The sequence below is a fragment of the Shewanella sp. c952 genome (assembly GCF_019654975.1).
In the GTDB taxonomy this organism is placed as follows: Bacteria; Pseudomonadota; Gammaproteobacteria; order Enterobacterales; family Shewanellaceae; genus Shewanella.
This window is the reverse complement of the sequence record NZ_BPEW01000021.1, coordinates 26,620-49,333: the sequence shown is the minus strand read 5'-3', so window position 1 is coordinate 49,333 and position 22,714 is coordinate 26,620. Positions and strand designations below refer to the sequence as shown.

Sequence of the window (22,714 nt, the reverse complement as noted above, 5' to 3'; positions counted from 1 at the left end):
GGTGATTATTCAACGTTCTGGATCTGCTCGCGCATCTGCTCGATAAGTACTTTAAGCTCTACCGCGGCGGCAGTCACTTCTGCGCTGATAGATTTTGAGGCTAAGGTGTTTGATTCACGGTTAAACTCTTGCATCATAAAGTCTAAACGGCGACCTTGTGCGCCACCTTTTTTCAAGATTAGACGCGTCTCGGCAACGTGTGCATCAAGTCTATCCATCTCTTCGGCAACATCCATCTTCTGCGCCATTAATACCATCTCTTGCTCCATACGGGCAGGATCAAGCTCGCCGGTGATTTCAGCTAGACGGTTAGTCAGTTTATCGCGTTGCCATTGCATTACAGCCGGCATGTGTTCACGAACAACTGCTACTTGATCAACAATTTGGTCAAGGCGGGTTTGTAACATGGTGTTGATTGCTTCACCTTCACGGCCACGGGCTTCAATGAATTGATCGATGGCTAAGTTGAAAGCGTTCAGCAGATCTTTACCTAAGGCATCCATATCCTGCTCAGAGCTAGACATCACCCCTGGCCAGCGCAGTACGTCAACGACGTTGAGTTCACCTTGCTTGGCTTCATCTTTTACCCAGTTAGCAGCATTGATTATCTGCTTTGCAAGCTCTTGGTTTAATTGCAGCTCGCTGCTATCACCTTCATTAAGGTCGTAACGCAGATTAACTTCGACTTTACCGCGGTTTAAACGTTTACGTAGACGATCTCTAAGCACGGGCTCTAAGCTGCGGAAATGTTCCGGAAGGCGCAGGTAAGTTTCTAGGTAGCGCTGGTTAACTGAACGGATTTCCCAAGAGGCGGTGCCCCAATCTGCTTTGTGCTCAATGCGAGCATAGGCTGTCATGCTTTGGATCATGGATGATTTCCAGTGTAGTTCGTCTAAGTGAGCTGTGATTATAGCCAGCTTAAGCAGTGCGTCAAAGCAAACTCTGTTTATTCGCTAACAGTTTCAAGCTTTTCTGCTTAGCTGAGGTGATTGAGATGGCATAGTGGTCAACATGTCCCTATAATATGCAGCCAAATTACCCCTTAGCTCTTAACTACAGGAATTCACCATGCGCCCAAGCAACAGAACTCCAGCACAATCTCGTCCAGTGACGATTACCCGCCAATTTACCGCTCATGCCGAAGGTTCGGTATTGGTTGAGTTTGGTGACACTAAAGTCCTTTGTACTGCCAGTTTTGAAGAGGGTGTACCGCGTTTTCTTAAAGGCCAAGGTCAAGGTTGGGTAACTGCTGAGTATGGCATGTTGCCGCGTTCTACTCATAGCCGCATGAACCGTGAAGCTGCTCGTGGTAAGCAGTCAGGTCGTACTCAAGAGATCCAGCGTTTAATCGGTCGCTCATTACGTGCCGCTGTAGATATGAAGCTTTTGGGCGAAAACACCATCGTTATCGATTGTGATGTTATCCAAGCTGATGGTGGCACGCGTACTGCTGCTATTACTGGTGCATGTGTGGCTTTAGTTGACGCACTGAACTGGGCTCGTGGCAAAGGTATATTGAAGACGAACCCACTTAAGTTCCTGATTGCTGCTGTGAGTGTTGGTATCTACAAAGGTGAGCCAATCTGCGATTTAGAATATATCGAAGATAGCGCTGCTGAAACCGACATGAACGTTGTCATGACTGAAACGGGTAAAATGATTGAGATCCAAGGCACCGCTGAAGGTGAGCCGTTCACTCATGAAGAGCTATTAAGCCTATTGGACTTGGCTAAGCATGGTATCCGAGAAATCGTTGATATTCAGAAAGCTTCGTTAAGCTAAACAGCATTTGATATTCGGGCCCTGCGGGGTCCTTTTTGTAAGTGCCTTTTGCCAGCACTTATAATAAAAGTAATTATTATAAAAATTGAATCACCCCTACATATTTTAAGGAGATATTGTGAAAGCCTATCAACGTGAGTTTATTGAGTTTGCCCTTGAGCGTCAGGTACTTCGATTTGGCGAATTTACGTTAAAATCAGGCCGCACTAGCCCTTATTTCTTCAATGCTGGCTTGTTCAATACTGGCCGCGATCTAGCGCGCCTAGGTCGCTTTTATGCGGCAGCGTTGGTTGATTCAGGTATCGAGTATGATCTGTTATTTGGCCCTGCATATAAAGGGATCCCAATTGCAACCACTACAGCAGTAGCCTTGTGTGACCACCACGATATTGATATGCCTTACTGCTTTAACCGTAAAGAGAAAAAAGATCACGGTGAGGGCGGAAGTCTAGTCGGTAGCGAACTACAAGGTCGCGTGATGCTAGTTGATGATGTGATAACTGCAGGCACTGCAATCCGTGAATCAATGGAAATTATCGCTGCTCATAACGCCAAGCTTGCTGGGGTGTTGATTGCACTTGATCGTCAAGAGAAAGGCAAAGGTGAATTGTCGGCTATTCAAGAAGTTGAACGTGATTTTGGCTGTGATATCGTTTCAATCATCAAGCTAGAAGACTTGATTAACTACCTTTCTGAAAAGTCAGGGATGGAAACGGAGCTTGCTTCAGTCAGTGCTTACCGTGACCAATACGGGATCTAAGGCATAGCTTCGGCGACGGAAACCTTGCTTAATCAAAAACTAAAAAACGCTGCGTTGATGACGCAGCGTTTTTTGTTTTAGGCGTAAGACTTATTCTTATACTGCTTAGTATTAGAAGCTAATTACTCAAGAATTCAGCCCGAGTAGCGGGGTTAGATTTAAATATCCCACCCAACGCTGTGGTCGTGGTTGAACTTGTAGAGTCCATAACACCGCGAGATTTAACACAATAATGTACCGCATCCATTTTTACGGCGACATCTTTAGTCTCAAGTAGAGTTTGCAGGGCAACTAATACCTGCTGCGTCAGACGTTCTTGCACCTGTGGGCGCTGAGCAAAGAAGCGCACAATACGGTTAATCTTTGATAAACCGATAATATTCTTACGTGGCAAGTATGCAACCCGTGCTAAACCATCGATAGTCACCAAGTGGTGCTCACAAGTGCTGGTCAGGCTAATGTCATTAACTTTAACCATCTCATCGAAACCCATTTTATTTTCAATGACGGTGATTTTTGGGAAGTTGGCGTAATCGAGACCTGAAAAAATTTCATCTACGTACATTTTGGCAATGCGACGTGGGGTTTCTTCCAAACTATCATCGCGTAGGTCGAGTGACATTAAGGTCAAAATCTCGCGCATATGATGTTCTATTTTGTCTTTACGCTCTTCAGGTGTGAACTCACTGGGCAGCATTGGAGTTTCAAGCCCACGCTCAAGCAGAGCTGTTTGAACCAGTTGCGCTGATTCACTGAGGATAGCTTCTTTTGATGTCATAAGGTCCTCCACTGTAACGGGTAGTGGTACTGTCTCGGTGTTCTTTATTGCGACTCACATTTTTATTGGTATCGCTGAACAGTAATAATAGAGCATTAACGCGGTGCCTTGGCGCTAAGAAGCACGGAGGATACAGCGATTTGTTGCAAATATACACCGAAAAACGTTTTGGGGAGAAGAAAAACCGACTAAATTAGTCGGTTTTTATATTTACAGCATTACAATTTCAGATTGGTTTTTAAGAAGCTAAGCATTTCGTTGTAGTATTTGGCCTTATGCGCATCGTCATAAAAGCCATGACCTTCATCATCCATAACCAGTTTCTTAAACGGGTACTTGTGCTCTTCTAAGGCATCTTCGAGTGCTTCAAACTGCTCGATAGGTGCTCTTTCATCTTCACCGCCATGGACTAGCATAATGTTAGCCTTGAGCTTATCGACATTGTGGGTTGGTGACATTGACTTCAGTAAGCTTTCATTTTCACCTAGCACCTCTTTTAGGTAACGCTTACCTGCTCGGCGGCCTTGTACATCGCCTTCATCGAACATGAGCTGTAGATCGTAAATCCCAGCGAAACCAATAGCACATTTAAACAGATCTGGTTCTATCGCTGAGCTTTGAATTGCTGAGTAGCCACCGAAGCTGCCTCCGACAATACAGATTCGGTCTTTATCTACCATGCCTTGCTCGATAACATACTTAGTGGCATCAATAATGTCGTACTGAATATTTGTTCCCCATTTTTGATGACCTGCATTTTTAAATAGATTGCCGTAGCCGCCTGAACCGCGGAAGTTGACTTGCAGTACTGCTGCGCCTTGGCTGGCGATCATTTGGTTTTGTGGGTCAAAGCCCCAACGGTCTCTTGGGCCGTGAGGTCCGCCATGAGGATTCACAACTAGTGGTAGGTTTTTAGCTTCAACACCGTAGGGTAAGGTTATGTAGCCATGTATTGTTACGCCATCTCTGCTGGTAAATTTAATCGGTTTAATTTCGCCCATTTGGTCTGGGTCTAGCCATTTCTTTTTTGACACCAGATACTCTAGCTTTTTAGTCTTTGTATTAAATAGATAGTAGTCGCCGGGATTACGATCATTGAAGGCTTTGATGATGATTTTATCGGCACTGGTTGTTTGGCTAACTAAATGGATCTGATGCCCCGGTAGAGCAGCTAAAAGTTGTTTAATGAGTTTGGCTGAGGGATCTTTTGAATCGACAAACTCATAAGTTGGGTAACCGTTTTCATACTCGATAGCGTATAGCTTTTTGGTGATAGCGTTAATCCATACATTACTTGGGTCTACCACTTTATCTTGGCTTACGAGCTTTTTATCGCCAGTTTTGATGTTCACTAAGTATACGCCAGCTGGTTTACCTGCTTCGCTTGCGGTGACATATAAGCTATCTTTGTCATCGCTAAATGCAATTGGCTTTATTGCGTCTAAGCCAAGATTTAACTTATCAGTATCTATCCAATTACCGTCATTTCGGTAGTATAATTTAGAATTGACGTAATCTCGGGTGCCACTGACAAAGCGTACAGTGCCGTCATGATCGGTTAGGAAGTTCGGGTAGGTGATGGGCGCGGTTGCTACCTTTTTGCGTCGACCTTTATAAACATCAACGCGATACACTTTTTGAGTGTTTTCTGCCATGTTGCTACCGCCACTCCCCCAGGGAAGTGCTTGAACGAGCATATAACGATCATTTTCTGGCAGTGGATCTAGAATATAAGCTGTGGCGCGTATTGGGGTGTTTTTTTTCAGATTTGAACCTGTTTGCTGTTCGCCTCCTTGATAACCAAACAGGTAAGTAGCCTTAGAGCCGTCGGCATTTACGGCCATTAATTCGCCATAATAGAGCGGGTGGTCACTCCAACCTTTCAAATATTCTTTTTGCATCACTAGTCGTTCATCATTAACCCATTCGTAATGACCTACTTGTGCATTACTTTCAAAGAAAATGGCGTGTACATAGGATCTATCTGCAGCTTTTAGGATAAGTAGCATGTTTTTACCATCTTTTTTGGTAATCACGCTTAGATAATCTCCTGCTGGAGATATTTTGACTTGCGAGAACTCAGCCGAACGGCTGAATAAATTGGCTGCATCGTTGGTTTTTGCTGATGCATAGCAACTAAACCAAGCTAGGCATACTAGGCCAATGGTTTTAATGAGTTTCATACAACTTCCTTGTGAGAACAAATGTTAAACTTTATAAGTGTTTATCACAGGGAAAGTAAACCAAAAGTAGGAGGGAAACAATAGTTTTGTATGATCAGGCAGCATGTTTAGTCTGCTGCCTTTTTGTTTTAGAGTATTTAGCTCTGCAATAATTGCTGCTGCACGAATGTCCACTGTTCGTTAAAGTGCTTAGTCGGTTTAAGCTTAAATTCACTGCGAACAAACTGGGCAATTCGGCCTTCGGCAATCGCCATTAATAAGTTAGCTAACACCGCTTCATCAATGCTAAAGGCTTGCCCTTCGCGTAGACTCTTCTCGCGTAAAATCTGCTTCAGATGAGTTTCAATTTTTGAGAAAAGCTGGCTAATTCGACTGCGTAAACGTTCGTTTTCACCCAATAATGCATCGCCATTGAGCACTCGTGAAATCCCTGGGTTACGTTCGGCAAAAACCAACAGCAGTTGCAGCAATTGCTGGCAGCGCTTCATGGTGTCTTTCTCTTCATCCATGATGAGATTGATACGAGACAGTAATGACTCTTCGATAAACTCAATGAGGCCTTCAAACATCCGAGCTTTGCTCGGAAAGTGGCGGTAAAGTGCGGCTTCTGATACGCCCACTTCTGCTGCCAGTTTAGCGGTAGTGATGCGTTGTCCTGGGCTTGTCTCTAACATGGTCGCTAAACATTGTAGAATGTGTTCGCGGCGATTAATCTTTGGGCTTGCAGCCATTTATCAGTCCTTCACTCGATTACTACTGAGCGAGACGGCAAGGAAACAACGCTCCGTGCTGTCCATAAAATGTAGTGATATGCTTAAATGTGGTTGTTATTTTGTGCCTGAATGGCCAAAGCCGCCTGCACCGCGATCTGAGCTATCAAACTCATCAACAAGCTTAAACTCTGCCTGCACAACGGGAACAAATACTAATTGCGCGAGGCGGTCACCTATTTCTATGGTGAATGGCTCACTGGCGCGATTCCAGCAAGAGACCATTAATGGGCCTTGGTAATCAGAATCAATCAGTCCAACTAAGTTACCGAGTACGATACCGTGCTTATGGCCTAAGCCTGAACGAGGCAGAATAATAGCTGCCAAGCTCGGATCCGCGACGTGTACAGCAATACCCGTTGGAATAAGTACGGTTTCACCAGGCTGTATGGTGAGTGCAGTATCAGTGATTGCACGTAGATCCATACCTGCACTACCTGGAGTTGCGTAGGCGGGTAACGGAAACTGTGTACCAATGCGTGAGTCGAGAATTTTTAGTTCGATCGGTGTTTTCATTTATTTTTTACTTTTTCTGCGATTAGGGTCAGTAATTGCTTGGCCAGAGTTTGCTTGTCGACAGCGGGGAGGTGGGTTACACCATCATGCCAAAAGACGCTAAGCGCGTTATCGTCGCTATTAAAACCAATGCTGCTATTCGACACATCATTGGCGGCAATCATATCAAGTTTTTTGCGCTCAAGTTTACCTTTTGCGTATTGCTCAACATTATTGGTTTCTGCTGCAAAACCAACCGTAAACGGACGTTTTGGATGGCTGGCAACGCTGGCTAAGATATCAGGATTTCGCACTAGCGCAAGCTGCATCTGCTCAGCTGATTTTTTAATCTTACTCTCGGCCACATCCGCAATTCGATAATCAGCTACTGCGGCACAACCGATAAAAATTTGGTTTTTTTCCACTTCTGGCAGCACGGCATCAAGCATCTCTTGTGCCGATTCAACATCGATACGGCTGACATTCGCTGGTGTTGCTAGATTAACGGGGCCCGCAACTAGCGTAACTTTAGCGCCCATTGCTGCTGCGGCACTCGCTAGAGAGAAGCCCATTTTGCCTGAGCTATGGTTAGAGATGTACCTAACGGGGTCGATCGCTTCGCGTGTAGGCCCTGCGGTTAACAGTAAAGAGATGCCTGCTAACAATTTAGGGCCAAAGAACTGTACGGCTTTTTCAGCGATATCCACAGGCTCCAACATTCTACCTGGGCCAACTTCTCCGCAGGCTTGAGAGCCAGAGTCGGGGCCCCAAATCGTCATACCGCGTTGAGCGACTGTGACTAAATTGGCTTGGGTTGCGGCATTGCGATACATCTGCTGGTTCATTGCAGGGCAAAGCACGATAGGCGCTTCGGTGGCTAGGCAAGTCGTGGTGATGAGTTCATCTGCCATGCCGCTACTGATACGCGCAATTAAATTCGCCGTAGCTGGTGCCACAATCACTAAGTCTGCCCAACGAGCTAATTCAATATGCCCCATGGATGCTTCAGCACTTGGGTCAAGTAGGTCGGTCGAGACTGGATAGCCTGATAATGCTTGCAGGGTGAGTGGGGTAATAAATTCCTGCGCGCTCTGGCTCATAACCACTCTAACATCAGCGCCGCGATCTTTTAGTTTGCGAACTAAGTCAGCAGATTTATAGGCTGCAATACCACCGCCAATTCCTAAAAGTACTTTCTTGTTTTTCAAACCCATAGCTACTCTTTCCATAATCATTTTTACAGATCAAAATATTATCCGCGCAGCCGTAAGATATCACAATCACTCTGCAGTTGATGAACAAGTTAGTAAATTGTCGACCATACTCAACTAGAAATAATGACAAGGAGGTTATTGTGGGAATTAAAGATTGGCCGCAGGGTGAAGGACCAAGAGAAAAACTACTACTTAATGGTGCAGAGCACCTGTCGGATGCAGAATTACTCGCTGTATTGCTCAGAGTCGGCTTAAAGGGATTAAGTGCCGTAGAGCTTGCTCGTATGATGATTACGGAGTTTGGTGGGCTTAGAAGCTTACTGACAGCCTCTCAAGCACAAATGTGTCGGCTAGATGGAATAGGCCCGGTTAAGTTTGCTCAATTGCAAGCTGCGGTAGAGATTGGCAAGCGAATTTCGAAAGAAAATCTAAAAAGAGGCAAAATTTTATCGGATCCTGATTTAACTCGAGACTATTTAATGAGACAATTGGGAGATCGTGCCTACGAAGTGTTTGCTATTTTACTACTTGATAGCCAACATCGGGTGATTCAATTCGTTGAATTGTTCAGGGGTACCATTAACTCAGCGTCGGTTTATCCACGAGATGTGGTGAGCTTGGTGCTTGAGAAAAAGGCTGCGGCTGTGATCGTGTGTCACAATCATCCCTCTGGAATTGCAGAGCCAAGTACAGCCGATAGACGAATTACTGAGCGATTGAAACAAGCACTACAAACCATCGATGTTTCCTTGCTGGACCATATGGTTGTAGGCGATCGAGAGATAGTTTCTTTCGCTGAACGAGGGTGGATAGATTAATCTAACCCTTGATCTTTGATTTTAGATCCTGTATAAAATGCGCCCTCTGTTGTGTGCCTCAGGCGACGGCCGTGTTCGAGGTACATTAATGCTCGAGCGTTATATATATTGTTTTGGAGAAGTTTGACATGTCAAGAGTATGCCAAGTAACTGGCAAGAAACCAATGGTTGGTAACAACCGTTCGCACGCGAAGAATGCTACGCGTCGTCGTTTTTTACCTAACCTACAGAATCACAGATTCTGGTTAGAAACTGAAAAGCGTTTCGTTAAGCTACGTATCTCTACTAAAGGTATGCGTATCATCGATAAGAAAGGTATTGAAGTTGTTGTTGCTGAACTTCGTGCCCGCGGCGAGAAGGTATAATAAACCATGGCTAAATCTAAAGGTAATCGTGAGAAGATCAAGCTAGTATCTAGCGCTAAAACTGGTCACTTCTACACGACTGAAAAGAACAAGCGTAACATGCCTGAAAAGATGGAAATCAAGAAATTTGATCCTGTTATCCGTCAGCACGTTATGTACAAAGAAGCTAAAATCAAGTAATAACTCGTTTAAAGCATCTTCAAAAGCCTCTATTTTTAGAGGCTTTTTTTTGGCTTAAATTTACCACGACGCCAAACTCCTGCAGAACAATTAAATCATGATCTTAGTGGCTATAACTATCTAATTTCAGCTATTGGCCTGATAGCCATTATTCACCCTCATTTTCATCCCACTGTTTCAATTAAGAGTCTCAGCCATTTAAGAATTTATGAGATTGCTTAATGTCCGCGTCATTATGGCGTAGTTTGCAACACTATTCACTTATTCGATCTTGATTATATCAAACTCAATCTTTTTAATTTCACAGCTTTGACGTGATATTTGTTAATAAATATAGTGAAAATAAATGCTTTTTAAATGAATTAAAATGCAATATCATTGTAGGTGTTATCAATAAATCAGATTGTTGCGACTGTCTATTTAGACTTAAAGGTGGATTTAGCGTGCGTACTACAGAACTCGTCGATGGTTTTCGTCATTCAGCTTCCTATGTTAACGCCCACAGAGGCAAAACCTTTGTGGTTATGCTTGGCGGTGAAGCGCTTGCTCAGCCGCAGTTTAAAGCCATTATTAACGATATCGCGTTGTTGCATAGTCTAGGGATTAAAATCGTCCTAGTGCACGGTGCTCGTCCACAGATTGATGATGCGTTGGCACAACAAAGCTTAACTCCTGAATATTACAATGGTGTGAGAATTACCGAAGAAGAGACCTTTAAAGTCATTAAACAGGTCGTAGGTGCATTACAGCTTGATATTACGGCGCGGTTGTCGATGAGTTTGAGCAACACGCCTATGCAAGGGGCACAGATTAATGTGGTGAGCGGTAACTTTGTGATTGCACAGCCATTAGGGGTAGAAGATGGAGTTGATTATAGTCTTAGCGGCAGGGTGAGGCGTATAGATAGCCAAGGCTTAAAGCGTCAACTGGACAATGGTGGCATTGTATTGTTAGGCCCTGTGGCTGCATCAGTGACGGGTGAGAGCTTTAACTTAACGGCTGAAGAGGTTGCAACCCAAATAGCGGTAAAACTCAAAGCAGATAAGATGATTGGCTTTAGTGCACATAAAGGAATTATGGATGAGGCTGGCGAAGTGCTTGCAGAGCTGATGCCTACAGATGCGCAAGCCATTCTTAATAATTTGCCTGAACAAGCGCCACTTTGTTTGAGTACCAAGGCATTTTTACAAGCCAGTATCGATGCTTGCAGAAATGGGGTAAGTCGTTGTCACTTTGTTAGTTATTTAGATGATGGAGCACTGCTGCAAGAGCTTTTCTCCCGCGATGGTATCGGCACCCAAATTGTCACAGAAAGTGCCGAACGTCTGCGGCGTGCTTCTATTCGGGATATCGGTGGCATACTCGATCTTATCCGTCCACTGGAAGAAAAAGGCATACTGGTGCGCCGTTCAAGAGAGCAGCTAGAGGTCGAAATTGAGCAGTTTATGCTGATTGAGCGTGACAGTTTAGTGATTGGCTGTGCGGCGTTCTATCCGTTTGAGGAGGATAATGCAGGTGAATTTGCTTGCTTAGTGGTTCACCCTGAGTATCGAGATGCCGATAGGGGCAGTTTGCTGCTGCAAAATATTATTAGCCAAGCGCGGGTGAGAGGTTATTCAAGATTATTTGCACTGACGACACGCAGTATTCACTGGTTCTTAGAGCATGGTTTTAATATTGTTGAAGTTGATGAGTTACCAGGAAAGAAGAAACAGCTCTACAATTATCAACGCAAATCGAAGATCTTAGCGTTGGATCTGTAAACTTGCAGCCGAAAACCTTAGCTTGACATAATATGTCCTCTAGTCAAAGATGAGGTTATCTTATTGACAGGACTAGATGATGACTCAAAGTTTTGCTCTTAATCCTCTAGGCTCAACAGGTACGTTGAGCTTTATTGCCTTACTCATCGGCTTAATTGGAATCGGGGTTTATATTTATTATAAAGCGCTGCCGCAAACGAGTAAGGTTGTTATTGCTGCAGTGTTACTGCCGATGCTGATAGCATTCAGCTGGATGTTCTATAAAGTTAATGATGCAAAACTGATTGTGACGCCGGATTTGGTTACTGTTGATGTGCCATTTTATCGGTTTAGCCTACCGATAGAAGAGGTAGATTTAATGGGAGTGCGTCAATTAAATTGGTCAACAGGAGCTGATATTGAATTTAAACCCGATCTTCGGGTTAATGGCGTGGGTATGCCTGGATTTCAATTAGGCTGGTTCAGTTTAGTCGGTCACTCGAAAGCATTTGTTGCGGTCACAGAAGCTGACAATGTGCTGTTAATCCCGACTACCAAAGGTTATTCGATACTATTAGACCTTGAGCAACCCGATACACTGTTAAGCCACTTGCGGTAAAACTATTTCTCGGACGGGTGAGATGGTTATTGTTGGTAAAATAATAAAAAGCGAACCCAATTAGGTTCGCTTTTTTACATTGGTAAGGATTACTTTTTTTGTTTGCGCTTATAAAACATGTCGGTAGTGAAAAGCGCAAGAGCAGCCCAAATAAAGCCAAAAGTAATGCCTTTTTCCATATCGAAAGGCTCGTTATACAAGCTAACTGCGAGGATAAACATAATACTTGGGCCAATGTACTGAAAGAATCCCAGCATAGTGAAAGGGATCCTGACGGCAGATGCGGCAAAGCATAGCAGTGGTATTGTGGTGACGACTCCCGCAGCCAGCAGCAATGAGTTCAACTGCATATCGTTGTTCATCAGGTGTGTCATTGAGTCACCCATATTGGTAAGCAAGTAAAACAGTGCGATAGGCATTAAGATTGCTGTTTCAACCAGCAGACCCGTTTTCGCATCGATATTCACCTTTTTACGCAATAAGCCGTAACAGGCAAAAGAACCTGCCAAGCCCAGCGATACCAATGGTATTGATCCAAATGAAATTAGTTGTACTGATACCCCGATCGCGGCCAGTGATACTGCGGCCCATTGTAGTTTGCGCAGGCGTTCACCTAGGAATAGCATCGCCAAGAGCACGTTAACAAGGGGATTGATAAAATAGCCTAGACTGGCATCTAACATGTGGTCGTTGTTAACGGCCCAGATAAATAGCAACCAGTTAGCTGCAATTAAACAGGAGGTTATACATAAGACGGCCAATTGCTTTGGCTTTTTAAGTAATTGTCTGGCGCGACCAAAACCGCCGAAGAGGCTCATCAGCATAGCGACAAAAACAAATGACCAAAGTACACGGTGCAGCAAAATCTCTGCAGCAGACACATCGGTAAGCAATTTAAAGTACAGCGGAGCAAAGCCCCACAGGGTATAAGCGCAAATGGCAAACACTATGCCTTTACGATGTTCATTATCTTGCATTGGAATGTGCTAAAAAGAGGGAGTAAGTGGTGATTGTAATCTTGCCTAAGCGCAGACTCAAGCTAACCGCGCTGTTTATCCGCACTGCTGGTAACGTCATCTCAATCAATAAACAGATTATTCATGGCATAAAACGCCGCATATAACGGCATTTTAACGCTATCAGCCAACCATATAGGTACCGGTGCCGAAGGCAATGTGGTCACCCTTTTCGTTATGTAGCTCCATTCTCGAAACTGAAACTCGATTTCCGGCGCGGATCACGGTGCCGGTGCCAGTAAAAATCTCGCCACGGCCAGGACGTAAATAATCAACCCTTAGATCGATAGTACCTAATGTCTGAATACGCTTTTCTAGCTCCTCAAGGCTCCAATCGTCACGACTGGCGACTAAGCCCGAAAAAGCGGTGAGCCCGCCGACGACGTCAAGGACGGTGGCGGTTACGCCCCCATGCAATATTTGCTGATGGATATTACCAATTAATTCAGGCTTCATTTTTACGACAACTTCTACACCGTCCACATCATAACGCTTGATATCCATCCCAAGTAAGTTATGAAAAGGCACATGCTTGTCAAAAACTTCTGCAACCCTGCGTAATGTTTCCTGTTGAATAATATTGCTCATACGGCTCCCTGCGTGTTCCTAGTAGGATCAATCGCTTAGTATTAGAGCATTTAATCTATCGCTAATGGAGCCTGTGTTGCAAGTTTAAATTTTGGCCGATAAATCGTTTCAAGAGAGACAAGAGAGGTTCGCTCGATTAGAATGGTCGGCCTTATGATTAACACAGGTTCACTATGGATCAGGCGGCACTCGAACATCCGGTCGATCAATTATCAGCAAGCCTTCAGTCGGTATTTGGTTATCGCACGTTTAGGGATGGCCAGCGTGAAGTAATTGAACAGATCTGTGCCGGCCAAGATTGCTTGGTGATCATGCCGACTGGCGGTGGTAAAAGCCTATGTTATCAGCTGCCCGCACTGCAACTTTCTGGTTTAACTGTGGTTGTTTCACCGCTGATCTCATTAATGAAAGATCAGGTTGATAGCCTTATTCAGACCGGTGTTTCGGCAGCTTATCTTAACTCTTCTCAGCCAAGAGAAGAGAGCCTAAAGATCTTACAGCAGATGCGTTATGGCGAACTAAAACTGCTATACGTATCGCCAGAAAGGTTGTTGCAAGCCAGCTTTATTGATCGTTTGCACGAGTTAAATATCTCGCTATTTGCTATTGATGAAGCTCACTGTATTTCCCAGTGGGGTCATGATTTTAGACCCGAATATGCCGCGCTTGGACGTTTACGTCAGCAGTTTCCTCAAGTGCCGATTATGGCGTTAACAGCAACGGCAGATAATGCCACGCGCGTCGATATCTGCGAGCGGTTAACCATTGAACCATTTTCGCTACTCACCAGCTTCGATAGACCTAATATTCGATATACCGTTGCTGAAAAGCTTAATGCCGCCAACCAGCTACGACAGTTTATTGATGCGCAGAATGGGAATAGCGGTATTGTTTATTGCAGTAGCCGTCGTCGAGTGGATGAGGTTGCTGACCGTTTGCGTATGCAGGGGCATCAAGCTGAGGCATACCATGCTGGTAAAACCCAAGAAGAGCGGGCTGATGTCCAAGACCGGTTCTTAAAAGATCAACTCGATATTGTCGTTGCCACGGTCGCTTTTGGTATGGGGATCAACAAATCAAATGTGCGTTATGTGGTGCATTACGATATCCCGAAAAGTGTCGAGGCCTACTACCAAGAAACCGGACGAGCAGGCCGTGATGGTTTGGACTCTGAAGCTTTGATGTTGTTTGACCCTGCTGACATTGGCAGAGTCAGGCACCTTATTGAACAGTCAGAGCCCGGGCCACAGCAGCAAGTTGAGTTCCATAAACTCAACACCATGGCTGCGTTCGCTGAGGCGCAGACTTGTCGCCGCCAAGTGTTGCTGCACTATTTTGACGAAAGTGCGTTAGAACCATGTGGTAACTGTGATATCTGTTTAGACCCACCTAAGAAGTATAATGGCATTCAAGATGCGCAAAAGGTGCTGTCGTGTATCTATCGGCTTGGACAGCGCTTTGGTGTCAATCATCTTATCGAGGTGCTGCGAGGTTCAAAAGCTGCCACTGTAATGGATAGAGGCCATAATAAACTTTCAACCTGGGGCATTGGCAAAGAGAAAAGTCATGAACATTGGTTGAGTGTGATTAGGCAGTTGATCCATCTTGGGCTTGCTAATCAGGACATTACTCGAGGTTCATCGGTAACGCTTAATCCATCAGCACGCATGGTGTTAAAAGGCGAGGTGGAGTTGTTACTCGCAGAGCCAAGAATCGTGATTCAAACCACTAAGCGTCGCGGTCATAACCCGAAAGCGCCGCTTAACTATGATCGTAAGCTGTTTGCTCGATTGAAGTTATTAAGGCGAACACTGGCTGAAGAGTTAGATGTACCACCATACTTAGTTTTTAACGATGCAACTTTGGCTGAAATGGCTGCAATATTGCCGACAAGTCCCGGTGAGTTATTGGCTGTCAATGGAGTTGGTGAACGTAAGTTGGAGCGTTTTGGCGGTGAGTTTTTAGATGAGATTGAAAACTACTTAGCGGAAGGTTAGCAGGACAATCAGTTAACTTTTAGCTTTCTCAACTGGCTGATATTGGCTCGCTTGATCATCGACTCTAAATTATCAAACTGCTGCATACAGGCAAGACCAATATTCACTTTGGAGTCTTCTTGCCAAACTTTAATGGTACTTGCTAATTGATCAATGACGTTTATTGCCCCTTGCTCAGAGGTGTGCGGCAGCATAATTACGATCTGCTGATCATTTTGCTGTAAAAGCACATCCTGCTCTCTGAGCTTAGTTTTTAACTGCTCTATCACTATTGGCACGTCTGTTTTAAAAATGTGGTTAGGGTTAAAGACTAATAATGACAACGGATAACCCGCCTGCTTGCTTATGTTTAACAGGTCTTCAAGTGACTTCTTTTTATCAACTTTAGTATCTAGATTCAGTACTATTTGCTCTGGCTGCGTTGGTTTCGGTGCTTTCTTTTGATGCCAAGTAATGAATATGATTAGGCTGATGATCATGAGAGCGATAGGGAAAAGTGAACTGGGAATAATGCCGTTTACAGTTGTTGCTGTCATGAGAGAATGATTAGGCGCGGCTATCTGCTCCTCACGACTTAACCCCGACTTGAGTTGCGATAACCAAATATTTTTAATTGATAGTGTCTCGCTTTCTAGTGCCTCTAATTGTTTGAGTTGATATTGATAGGCCTGTGAGAACTTTCCCTGTTTAGCAAAATAGTTTGCCAAGGTGGCATAGCTATGTTTCAAATCTGAGTAGCGCGCTTTCTCTTTCGCTAACGATATAGCCTGCTCCATTAATGTGAGACCAGCAGCTTCGCGGTACTGTTTCAGCTTGATCCGAGCATTGAGCGATAAAGCGCTAATAGTGCCGATGGAGTCTGCTTCCTTGCGAAAGGTCGCCAAACTAAGGTTAATCAGTTGTTCTGCGCTACTGTATTTACCACTATCAAAATCAATTAAAGCGATTGCATTGTAAGCAATGGCGAGCTCTAGTGGGGTACTGAGTTCAGCGAGTGTAACCCTGGCTATTTGGGTGTATTTATCTCGCAGATTCGGCTGTTGATTTTGCTGAGCGAATCGGGCCATATCCAGCGCAATGAAAAGCTTCACTTTACCTAGCGTTGTGGGTTCATCCAGTGCTTTTTTGAGGTTTGTTGCCGCTTCTTTGGGCTCACCAATATCGGCTAACTGCTTAGCCATTGAGGTATATAAGTAACCTTTTGGAGGCCAAGTCCAGCGCTGATCTTGTAAAGTGATCTCGGGATAAATATCCAGGGCAAGTCTTATGTCTTCAATTGCAGCATTGTTGTGTTTTACATCGGCATTGAGCTTACTTCGCAGCCAGAGCCCACCGATTAGGGCTTGAGGTTGTTTTAGTTTGCGCGACAATGAAATGGAAGAGTATAGAAGCGGTAGTGCTTGCTGGTAGTCGCCAAAACTTGCATAAGCTTGCGCCATGCAATTTAGAAAATAGGGCCTGGCATGCTCAAGCGCTAATTGCTTTGCTTTGGCATCATTCAAGCGAGCCAGATTAATGGCGGCAGCATTTTCACCCAATTGAATATAGGACTCACATTTGAGTGCGTTTAAGCGCATCAATATAGTGTCAGATCTTGATACACCCAAATAGTGACGCTCAAGCGCATTGATCTCTGATAATGCTTTGCTTGGATATTGGTAGACGAGTGTATTTAACTGATCTAGTTGTTCCAACGTACCGCCAAATACTGGGGAAACCCATAGTATTAGACATAGTACGATGCTCCTAAAGTCCATTTGTAGCTCCAGTAGTGACTCTATATCCGCTTTCCAATAGCAGAGTGGGGCTATTATAACCATTTTATCTAAAAATATGCATAAAAAAGCTTAACAGTTGAGAATATTGCGACTTAACAGCATTATTAGAGATGCTGCGCAATAATATCGCCTTCAAAGTCTTTTTTGTAGGGTTAATCATCAAGGTTGTAATTTTTGTGAGCAATGTTCAGTTTGTGAAATGCCTAAGTTGAGCAATTTAGGCTTGACATAGATGGCTGCTCGCGTTAAAAATTAACCCAAGCAGCAGAACACGCTGACATAGTTATCTAGAAAAGTTGAATAACCATTTATGAAGCATACAAGCACTTTACTCATACTCCTCAGTCTCATTCTCGCAGTCACTGCGCGGAGGATATAGTGCTACACGCTTAAGAAAGCCTGCATTTATAAACCCCGCGAACAATTCGCGGGGTTTTTTGTATTTAAATTGCCTGAAAGCATAACTGAACGTTTGAAGTTCAATGGAGAGAATAGATGTCTGACCGCGTAATTATATTTGACACGACACTACGTGATGGTGAGCAAGCATTAGCTGCCAGTTTAACGGTTAAGGAAAAACTTCAAATAGCGTTAGCATTGGAACGATTAGGCGTTGATGTTATGGAAGTGGGGTTCCCCGTTTCTTCTCCTGGTGACTTTGAATCAGTACAGACAATTGCTAGAACGGTAAAAAATAGCCGTGTTTGTGCCCTATCCAGAGCACTAGAGAAAGATATTGATGCTGCGGCACAAGCATTATCGGCTGCTGATCAGTTCCGTATCCATACTTTTATATCAACATCAACCATTCACGTTGAGAGCAAGCTAAAGCGCTCATTCGACCAAGTATTAGAAATGGCTGTTGGTGCGGTTAAATATGCGCGCCGATTTACTGATGATGTCGAGTTCTCCTGTGAAGATGCTGGCCGCACTCCCATCGATAACTTATGCCGAATGGTAGAGGAAGCGATTAAGGCTGGCGCTCGCACGATTAACATTCCTGACACCGTGGGTTACACAGTACCAAGTGAATTTGGCGGTATTATTCAGACCTTGTTTAATCGCGTCCCGAATATCGATCAAGCGGTCATCTCTGTGCATTGTCATGATGACTTGGGTTTGTCCGTAGCTAACTCTATTACAGCTGTGCAGCATGGTGCTCGCCAAATTGAGTGTACCGTGAATGGCATCGGAGAACGCGCTGGTAACTGTTCTCTGGAAGAGATAGCGATGATCCTTTCTACCCGTCAAGGTGAGCTAGGTTTAGAAACAGGCATTAATGCAAAAGAGATCCACCGCACCTCTAGTTTGGTCAGTCAGCTATGTAATATGCCAGTACAAGCTAATAAGGCAATTGTTGGCGCGAATGCTTTTACACACTCTTCAGGTATTCACCAAGATGGCATGCTTAAAGCGCAAAATACCTATGAGATTATGACGCCTGAAAGTATTGGTCTTAACCGTAACAACTTGAATATGACTTCGCGCTCAGGCCGACATGTCATTAAGCACCGCATGAGTGAGCTTGGTTACGGTGAGCAAGACTATGATATGGATGTTCTATACGAAGACTTCCTTGTACTTGCAGACAAGAAAGGGCAGGTATTTGATTATGATCTTGAAGCATTGGCCTTTATGGAAGCGCAAGCTGAAGATGATGACCATTTTAAATTGCAGCAGTTAGTTGTACATTCAGATTCAACAGAAGGCAGTGCAACTGCCACGGTTAAAGTTGAGGTGAATGGCGAAACAGTTACCGAAGCGGCCATTGGTAATGGCCCTGTTGATGCCGCTTATAAAGCGGTCGCACGCGCAAGTGGTTGTGAAATTGATATCACCAGTTATCAACTGGGCGCGAAAGGCGAGGGGCAAAATGCACTGGGTCAAGTCGATATCACTGCTAGTTACCGCAACCAGAATTTCCATGGTGTTGGCCTGGCAACTGATGTTGTCGAAGCATCTGTGAAGGCCTTAATTCATGTGATGAACCTGACTTGGCGCGCGGATAAAGTTGCTGATTGCAAACAAAAAATACAACAAGAGAAGCGCGTGTTAGGCGGTGTTTAGGCTTTAGGCACCCAAGTGTTTCATGTACCCGATTTTAGATTATAAAGAAAATTAAAGGAGTTAGTTGTCGTATGAGTTATCAAATAGCTGTATTAGCTGGAGATGGGATTGGTCCTGAAGTCATGGCGGAAGCCCGTAAAGTACTTACGGCTGTAGAGGAACGTTTTGCCCTTTCTATTGAGTATACTGATTACGATGTTGGTGGCGCTGCGATTGATAGCCAAGGTTGTCCGCTGCCGGACGCGACACTTAAAGGCTGTGAAGCTGCTGATGCGATTCTTTTTGGCTCAGTAGGCGGTCCTAAGTGGGAGCACCTAGCACCCAATGATCAACCTGAGCGCGGTGCATTATTGCCGCTACGTGGACACTTTGAGTTGTTCTGTAATATGCGCCCAGCAAAATTGCATGCGGGTCTTGAGCATATGTCGCCGCTACGTAGTGATATCTCATCACGTGGTTTTGATGTGCTGTGTGTACGTGAACTCACCAGTGGCATTTACTTTGGTAAACCGAAAGGGCGTCAAGGCGAAGGTGAGAATGAAGAAGCGTTCGATACCATGCGTTATACCCGTAAAGAGATCACCCGTATTGCTAAGATTGCCTTTGAGACTGCTCAAGGTCGCCGCAAAAAGGTGACCTCTGTTGATAAAGCGAATGTACTTGCTTGTTCTGTACTTTGGCGTGAAGTGGTAGAAACGGTTGCTAAAGATTACCCAGATGTTGAGCTTGAACATATCTATATCGACAATGCGACTATGCAACTACTGCGTCGTCCTGATGAGTTTGACGTCATGCTTTGTTCAAACCTATTTGGTGATATTATCTCTGATGAAATAGCCATGCTTACAGGCTCTATGGGGCTATTGTCGTCTATCAGTATGAATAGTTCTGGTTTTGGTTTATATGAACCCGCAGGCGGCAGTGCGCCAGACATTGCTGGTCAGGGTATTGCTAACCCAGTGGCGCAGATTTTGTCTGCAGCACTACTACTTCGCCATAGCCTAAAGCAAGAAGCGGCTGCTACTGCAATTGAAACTGCAGTGGGCAAAGCATTAAGTGATGGCTACCTGACTGGCGAGTTGCTATCGAGCGAAGAGCGTCATAATGCAAAATCAACCAGTGAAATGGGCGATTATATTGCCCAGCTTGTAAAAGAAGGTGTTTAACAATGGCTAAGACATTATATGAAAAGGTATGGGATGCACATATCGTGGTTGCCGCCGAAGGTGAAGCGCCAATTATCTATGTTGATAGGCATTTAGTGCATGAGGTGACATCACCTCAAGCGTTTAGTGGTTTAGAGGTCGCAGGTCGTAAAATGCGTGCGCCTGAAAAGACTTTCGCCACTATGGATCATAACACCTCAACAACTAGTGCAAGTCTTGATGCACTTAGCCCTATGGCACGCACTCAAGTACAAACTCTTGAGCGAAACTGTAAAGAATTTGGCGTCAGACTTTATGATATCCATCATAAGAACCAAGGTATTGTGCATGTTATGGGCCCTGAGTTGGGCATCACTTTACCTGGAACTGTGATTGTTTGTGGTGATTCACATACCGCGACTCATGGTGCCTTTGGCGCACTAGCCTTTGGTATTGGTACTTCAGAAGTTGAGCATGTTATGGCGACGCAAACCTTGCGTCAGCTAAAAGCCAAAACCATGAAGATTGAAGTACGCGGTCACGTGGCAGAGGGCATTACTGCTAAAGATATTGTGCTTGCGATTATTGGTAAAATCGGCATGGATGGTGGTACTGGTTATGTGGTTGAATTCTGTGGTGAAGCGATAGAAGCGCTCACAATGGAAGGGCGCATGACGGTGTGTAACATGGCGATTGAGATGGGCGCTAAAGCGGGCATGATAGCGCCTGATGCAACGACTGCAGAGTATCTTAAAGGGCGTGAATTTGCACCTAAAGGCGATAACTGGCAGCAGGCTTTAGCGGCATGGGCTGAATTGAAAACTGATGCTGATGCGACATTCGATGCAACAGTGGTATTGCAAGCTAGTGACATTGCGCCGCAGCTAACTTGGGGGACTAACCCTGGACAAGTGGTCGCGATTGACCAACTGGTACCTAATCCTGCTGAAGAGACTAACTCAACAGTTCGTTCAAGCATCGAAAAAGCGCTTGAATATGTTGATTTAAGCGCAGGTACTTTAATGACAGACGTTGGGATCAATAAGGTCTTTATTGGTTCGTGTACTAACTCACGCATAGAGGATCTACGTGCTGCTGCCGTGCATGCCAAAGGGCGTCAGGTTGCAGACGGCGTTAAGGCGATAGTCGTGCCAGGTTCAGGGTTGGTCAAAGAGCAAGCCGAAGCCGAAGGCTTAGATAAAATATTTTTGGATGCAGGCTTTGAATGGCGTTTACCTGGTTGCTCAATGTGCTTAGCGATGAATGACGATAAGCTAGAAGCTGGCGATCGCTGTGCGTCGACAAGTAATCGTAACTTCGAAGGGCGACAAGGGCGAGGCAGTCGTACTCACTTAGTGAGTCCTGCTATGGCTGCAGCTGCTGCAGTTGCTGGTCATTTTGTTGATATCCGTAAACCTTACTAGAGAGTTAAGTTATGCAACCATTTATTGCACACACAGGGCTTGCGGTTATCATTGATAGCGCAAACGTTGATACTGATCAGATCATTCCAAAACAGTTTTTGTCGAAGGTCACTCGTGATGGTTTCGGTATTCACCTATTCCATGATTGGCGCTATCTAGATGATGCTGGCGATCAGCCTAATCCTGATTTTAATTTAAATAAACCGCGCTATAAAGGCGCGTCAATCTTGGTATCGCAAGAGAACTTTGGCTGTGGCTCAAGCCGTGAGCATGCGCCGTGGGCATTAGCTGACTTCGGTTTGAAAGCGATTATTGCGCCGAGCTTTGCTGATATTTTCTATGGTAATTCGATTAATAACGGTTTATTGCCCGTTAAGTTGACTGAAGCTGAAGTTGAGCAAATTATGGCTGAAGTTGTAGCGTTACCAGGTGCAGAAGTGACCGTTGATCTGCAAGCATTAACAGTAACCTCACCATCTGGCGCCGCGTTTAGCTTTGAGATAGCTGAATCGGCTAGGCATAACCTGCTTAATGGACTTGATGCTATTGGGCTAACTTTGGCTCATGCCGATGCAATCAGTCACTACGAAGAAAATCTTCCGGCTTGGAGAGCTTAACGCGAATCTTAAGTAATATGCTTTAAGCGTACACTTGTACCATGCTGTTGATATATCAAAGCCATTTAGCGTTAAAGCTAGGTGGCTTTTGTTTTAATTGCAGATGGCATTGATTTAATGTTCTGTATTAAAAGGTTATTTTTCACATCTGTTAGTAAGGCTTTGAATTTTGGTTTTGTGCTAGTCATTTATGCTGTTGGTTGAGCTTATTTTGAGTGAACACCTGTCTACTTGCTGTTCTTTTGTAAGTTGTTGTATTTCTAGGTTTTGTCTGGTTATGTGCCCATGTTTCATTTCTACTTAGCGAGCTTTTTTGCCGGTTTGTATTCTATTTCTTATTTTAAAACGTGATCTCTCTTTTGTTTTCACTGCCCTT

The 22,714-nt window shown here is 44.5% G+C and carries 21 protein-coding genes; 12 read left to right on the top strand and 9 right to left on the bottom strand.

What is annotated here, in order from left to right; translation table 11 throughout:
- Positions 1-5: 5 nt before the first annotated feature.
- Entirely contained in the window at positions 6-869 is an 864-nt protein-coding gene (locus tag K5R16_RS14310) for a YicC/YloC family endoribonuclease (protein ID WP_044555825.1), read from the bottom strand.
- Between the two features lie 199 nt (positions 870-1,068).
- Here K5R16_RS14310 and rph point away from each other — a divergent pair, with 199 nt between their 5' ends.
- Together rph and pyrE are read left to right on the top strand one after the other, a co-directional pair.
- Positions 1,069-1,782, top strand: coding sequence for a ribonuclease PH (rph, locus tag K5R16_RS14305; protein WP_020912308.1), 714 nt, complete (start codon positions 1,069-1,071; stop codon positions 1,780-1,782).
- Positions 1,783-1,900: 118 nt separating this feature from the next.
- Positions 1,901-2,542 (top strand): orotate phosphoribosyltransferase, encoded by a 642-nt coding sequence (gene pyrE, locus K5R16_RS14300; protein WP_220738235.1) that lies wholly within the window; start codon positions 1,901-1,903, stop codon positions 2,540-2,542.
- A 118-nt stretch (positions 2,543-2,660) separates the two neighbouring features.
- On the opposite strand, the gene folE is transcribed toward pyrE, so the two are convergent.
- The 5 genes from folE to coaBC form a co-directional block, all read right to left on the bottom strand.
- Positions 2,661-3,320 carry a GTP cyclohydrolase I FolE gene (folE, locus tag K5R16_RS14295; RefSeq protein ID WP_220738234.1) on the bottom strand — a complete coding sequence of 220 codons (660 nt, stop codon included), beginning with the start codon at positions 3,318-3,320 and terminating at the stop codon, positions 2,661-2,663.
- 218 nt (positions 3,321-3,538) lie between these two features.
- Positions 3,539-5,503, bottom strand: a complete 1,965-nt coding sequence (locus K5R16_RS14290; protein ID WP_220738233.1) for a S9 family peptidase — start codon at positions 5,501-5,503, stop codon at positions 3,539-3,541.
- Between the two features lie 137 nt (positions 5,504-5,640).
- On the bottom strand, positions 5,641-6,234 hold the full coding sequence (slmA, locus tag K5R16_RS14285; RefSeq protein WP_020912312.1) for a nucleoid occlusion factor SlmA: 594 nt from the start codon (positions 6,232-6,234) through the stop codon (positions 5,641-5,643).
- Positions 6,235-6,330: 96 nt separating this feature from the next.
- A complete protein-coding gene (gene dut, locus K5R16_RS14280; RefSeq protein WP_220738232.1) occupies positions 6,331-6,789 on the bottom strand; it encodes a dUTP diphosphatase in 459 nt (152 codons plus the stop codon).
- Positions 6,786-7,982, bottom strand: coding sequence for a bifunctional phosphopantothenoylcysteine decarboxylase/phosphopantothenate--cysteine ligase CoaBC (gene coaBC, locus K5R16_RS14275; protein ID WP_220738231.1), 1,197 nt, complete (start codon positions 7,980-7,982; stop codon positions 6,786-6,788). Before coaBC ends, dut begins: the two co-directional genes overlap by 4 nt.
- Positions 7,983-8,122: 140 nt before the next feature.
- On the opposite strand from coaBC, the gene radC reads away from it, so the two are divergent.
- The 5 genes from radC (at position 8,123) to K5R16_RS14250 (ending at position 11,706) form a co-directional block, all read left to right on the top strand.
- Complete coding sequence (gene radC / locus K5R16_RS14270; RefSeq protein WP_220738230.1) at positions 8,123-8,800, top strand: DNA repair protein RadC; 678 nt, start codon at positions 8,123-8,125, stop codon at positions 8,798-8,800.
- A gap of 128 nt (positions 8,801-8,928) precedes the next feature.
- On the top strand, positions 8,929-9,165 hold the full coding sequence (gene rpmB / locus K5R16_RS14265; protein ID WP_020912316.1) for a 50S ribosomal protein L28: 237 nt from the start codon (positions 8,929-8,931) through the stop codon (positions 9,163-9,165).
- A gap of 6 nt (positions 9,166-9,171) precedes the next feature.
- Positions 9,172-9,345, top strand: coding sequence for a 50S ribosomal protein L33 (gene rpmG, locus K5R16_RS14260; RefSeq protein WP_011494790.1), 174 nt, complete (start codon positions 9,172-9,174; stop codon positions 9,343-9,345).
- 443 nt (positions 9,346-9,788) lie between these two features.
- The gene (argA, locus tag K5R16_RS14255; RefSeq protein WP_220738229.1) at positions 9,789-11,108 is read left to right on the top strand and encodes an amino-acid N-acetyltransferase; all 1,320 of its coding nucleotides are present in this window, start codon (positions 9,789-9,791) and stop codon (positions 11,106-11,108) included.
- Positions 11,109-11,187: 79 nt separating this feature from the next.
- A complete protein-coding gene (locus tag K5R16_RS14250; RefSeq protein WP_220738228.1) occupies positions 11,188-11,706 on the top strand; it encodes a PH domain-containing protein in 519 nt (172 codons plus the stop codon).
- Positions 11,707-11,795: 89 nt separating this feature from the next.
- On the opposite strand, the gene rarD is transcribed toward K5R16_RS14250, so the two are convergent.
- Positions 11,796-12,683, bottom strand: a complete 888-nt coding sequence (gene rarD / locus K5R16_RS14245) for an EamA family transporter RarD (protein WP_220738227.1) — start codon at positions 12,681-12,683, stop codon at positions 11,796-11,798.
- Positions 12,684-12,845: 162 nt separating this feature from the next.
- Positions 12,846-13,310, bottom strand: a complete 465-nt coding sequence (locus K5R16_RS14240; protein WP_220738226.1) for a thioesterase family protein — start codon at positions 13,308-13,310, stop codon at positions 12,846-12,848.
- Positions 13,311-13,483: 173 nt separating this feature from the next.
- Here K5R16_RS14240 and recQ point away from each other — a divergent pair, with 173 nt between their 5' ends.
- Complete coding sequence (gene recQ / locus K5R16_RS14235; protein WP_220738225.1) at positions 13,484-15,307, top strand: DNA helicase RecQ; 1,824 nt, start codon at positions 13,484-13,486, stop codon at positions 15,305-15,307.
- A gap of 8 nt (positions 15,308-15,315) precedes the next feature.
- On the opposite strand, the gene K5R16_RS14230 is transcribed toward recQ, so the two are convergent.
- Positions 15,316-17,064: a lipopolysaccharide assembly protein LapB gene (locus K5R16_RS14230; RefSeq protein ID WP_220738224.1), complete on the bottom strand. Its 1,749-nt coding sequence runs from the start codon at positions 17,062-17,064 to the stop codon at positions 15,316-15,318.
- A 516-nt stretch (positions 17,065-17,580) separates the two neighbouring features.
- On the opposite strand from K5R16_RS14230, the gene leuA reads away from it, so the two are divergent.
- The 4 genes from leuA to leuD all read left to right on the top strand — a co-directional run bounded on the left by leuA (position 17,581) and on the right by leuD (position 22,338).
- Positions 17,581-19,152: a 2-isopropylmalate synthase gene (leuA, locus tag K5R16_RS14225; protein WP_220738223.1), complete on the top strand. Its 1,572-nt coding sequence runs from the start codon at positions 17,581-17,583 to the stop codon at positions 19,150-19,152.
- 71 nt (positions 19,153-19,223) lie between these two features.
- Positions 19,224-20,318, top strand: coding sequence for a 3-isopropylmalate dehydrogenase (leuB, locus tag K5R16_RS14220; RefSeq protein ID WP_220738222.1), 1,095 nt, complete (start codon positions 19,224-19,226; stop codon positions 20,316-20,318).
- Positions 20,319-20,320: 2 nt separating this feature from the next.
- Complete coding sequence (gene leuC / locus K5R16_RS14215) at positions 20,321-21,721, top strand: 3-isopropylmalate dehydratase large subunit (protein WP_220738221.1); 1,401 nt, start codon at positions 20,321-20,323, stop codon at positions 21,719-21,721.
- An 11-nt stretch (positions 21,722-21,732) separates the two neighbouring features.
- Positions 21,733-22,338, top strand: coding sequence for a 3-isopropylmalate dehydratase small subunit (leuD, locus tag K5R16_RS14210; RefSeq protein WP_220738220.1), 606 nt, complete (start codon positions 21,733-21,735; stop codon positions 22,336-22,338).
- The last annotated feature ends 376 nt before the right edge of the window (positions 22,339-22,714 follow it).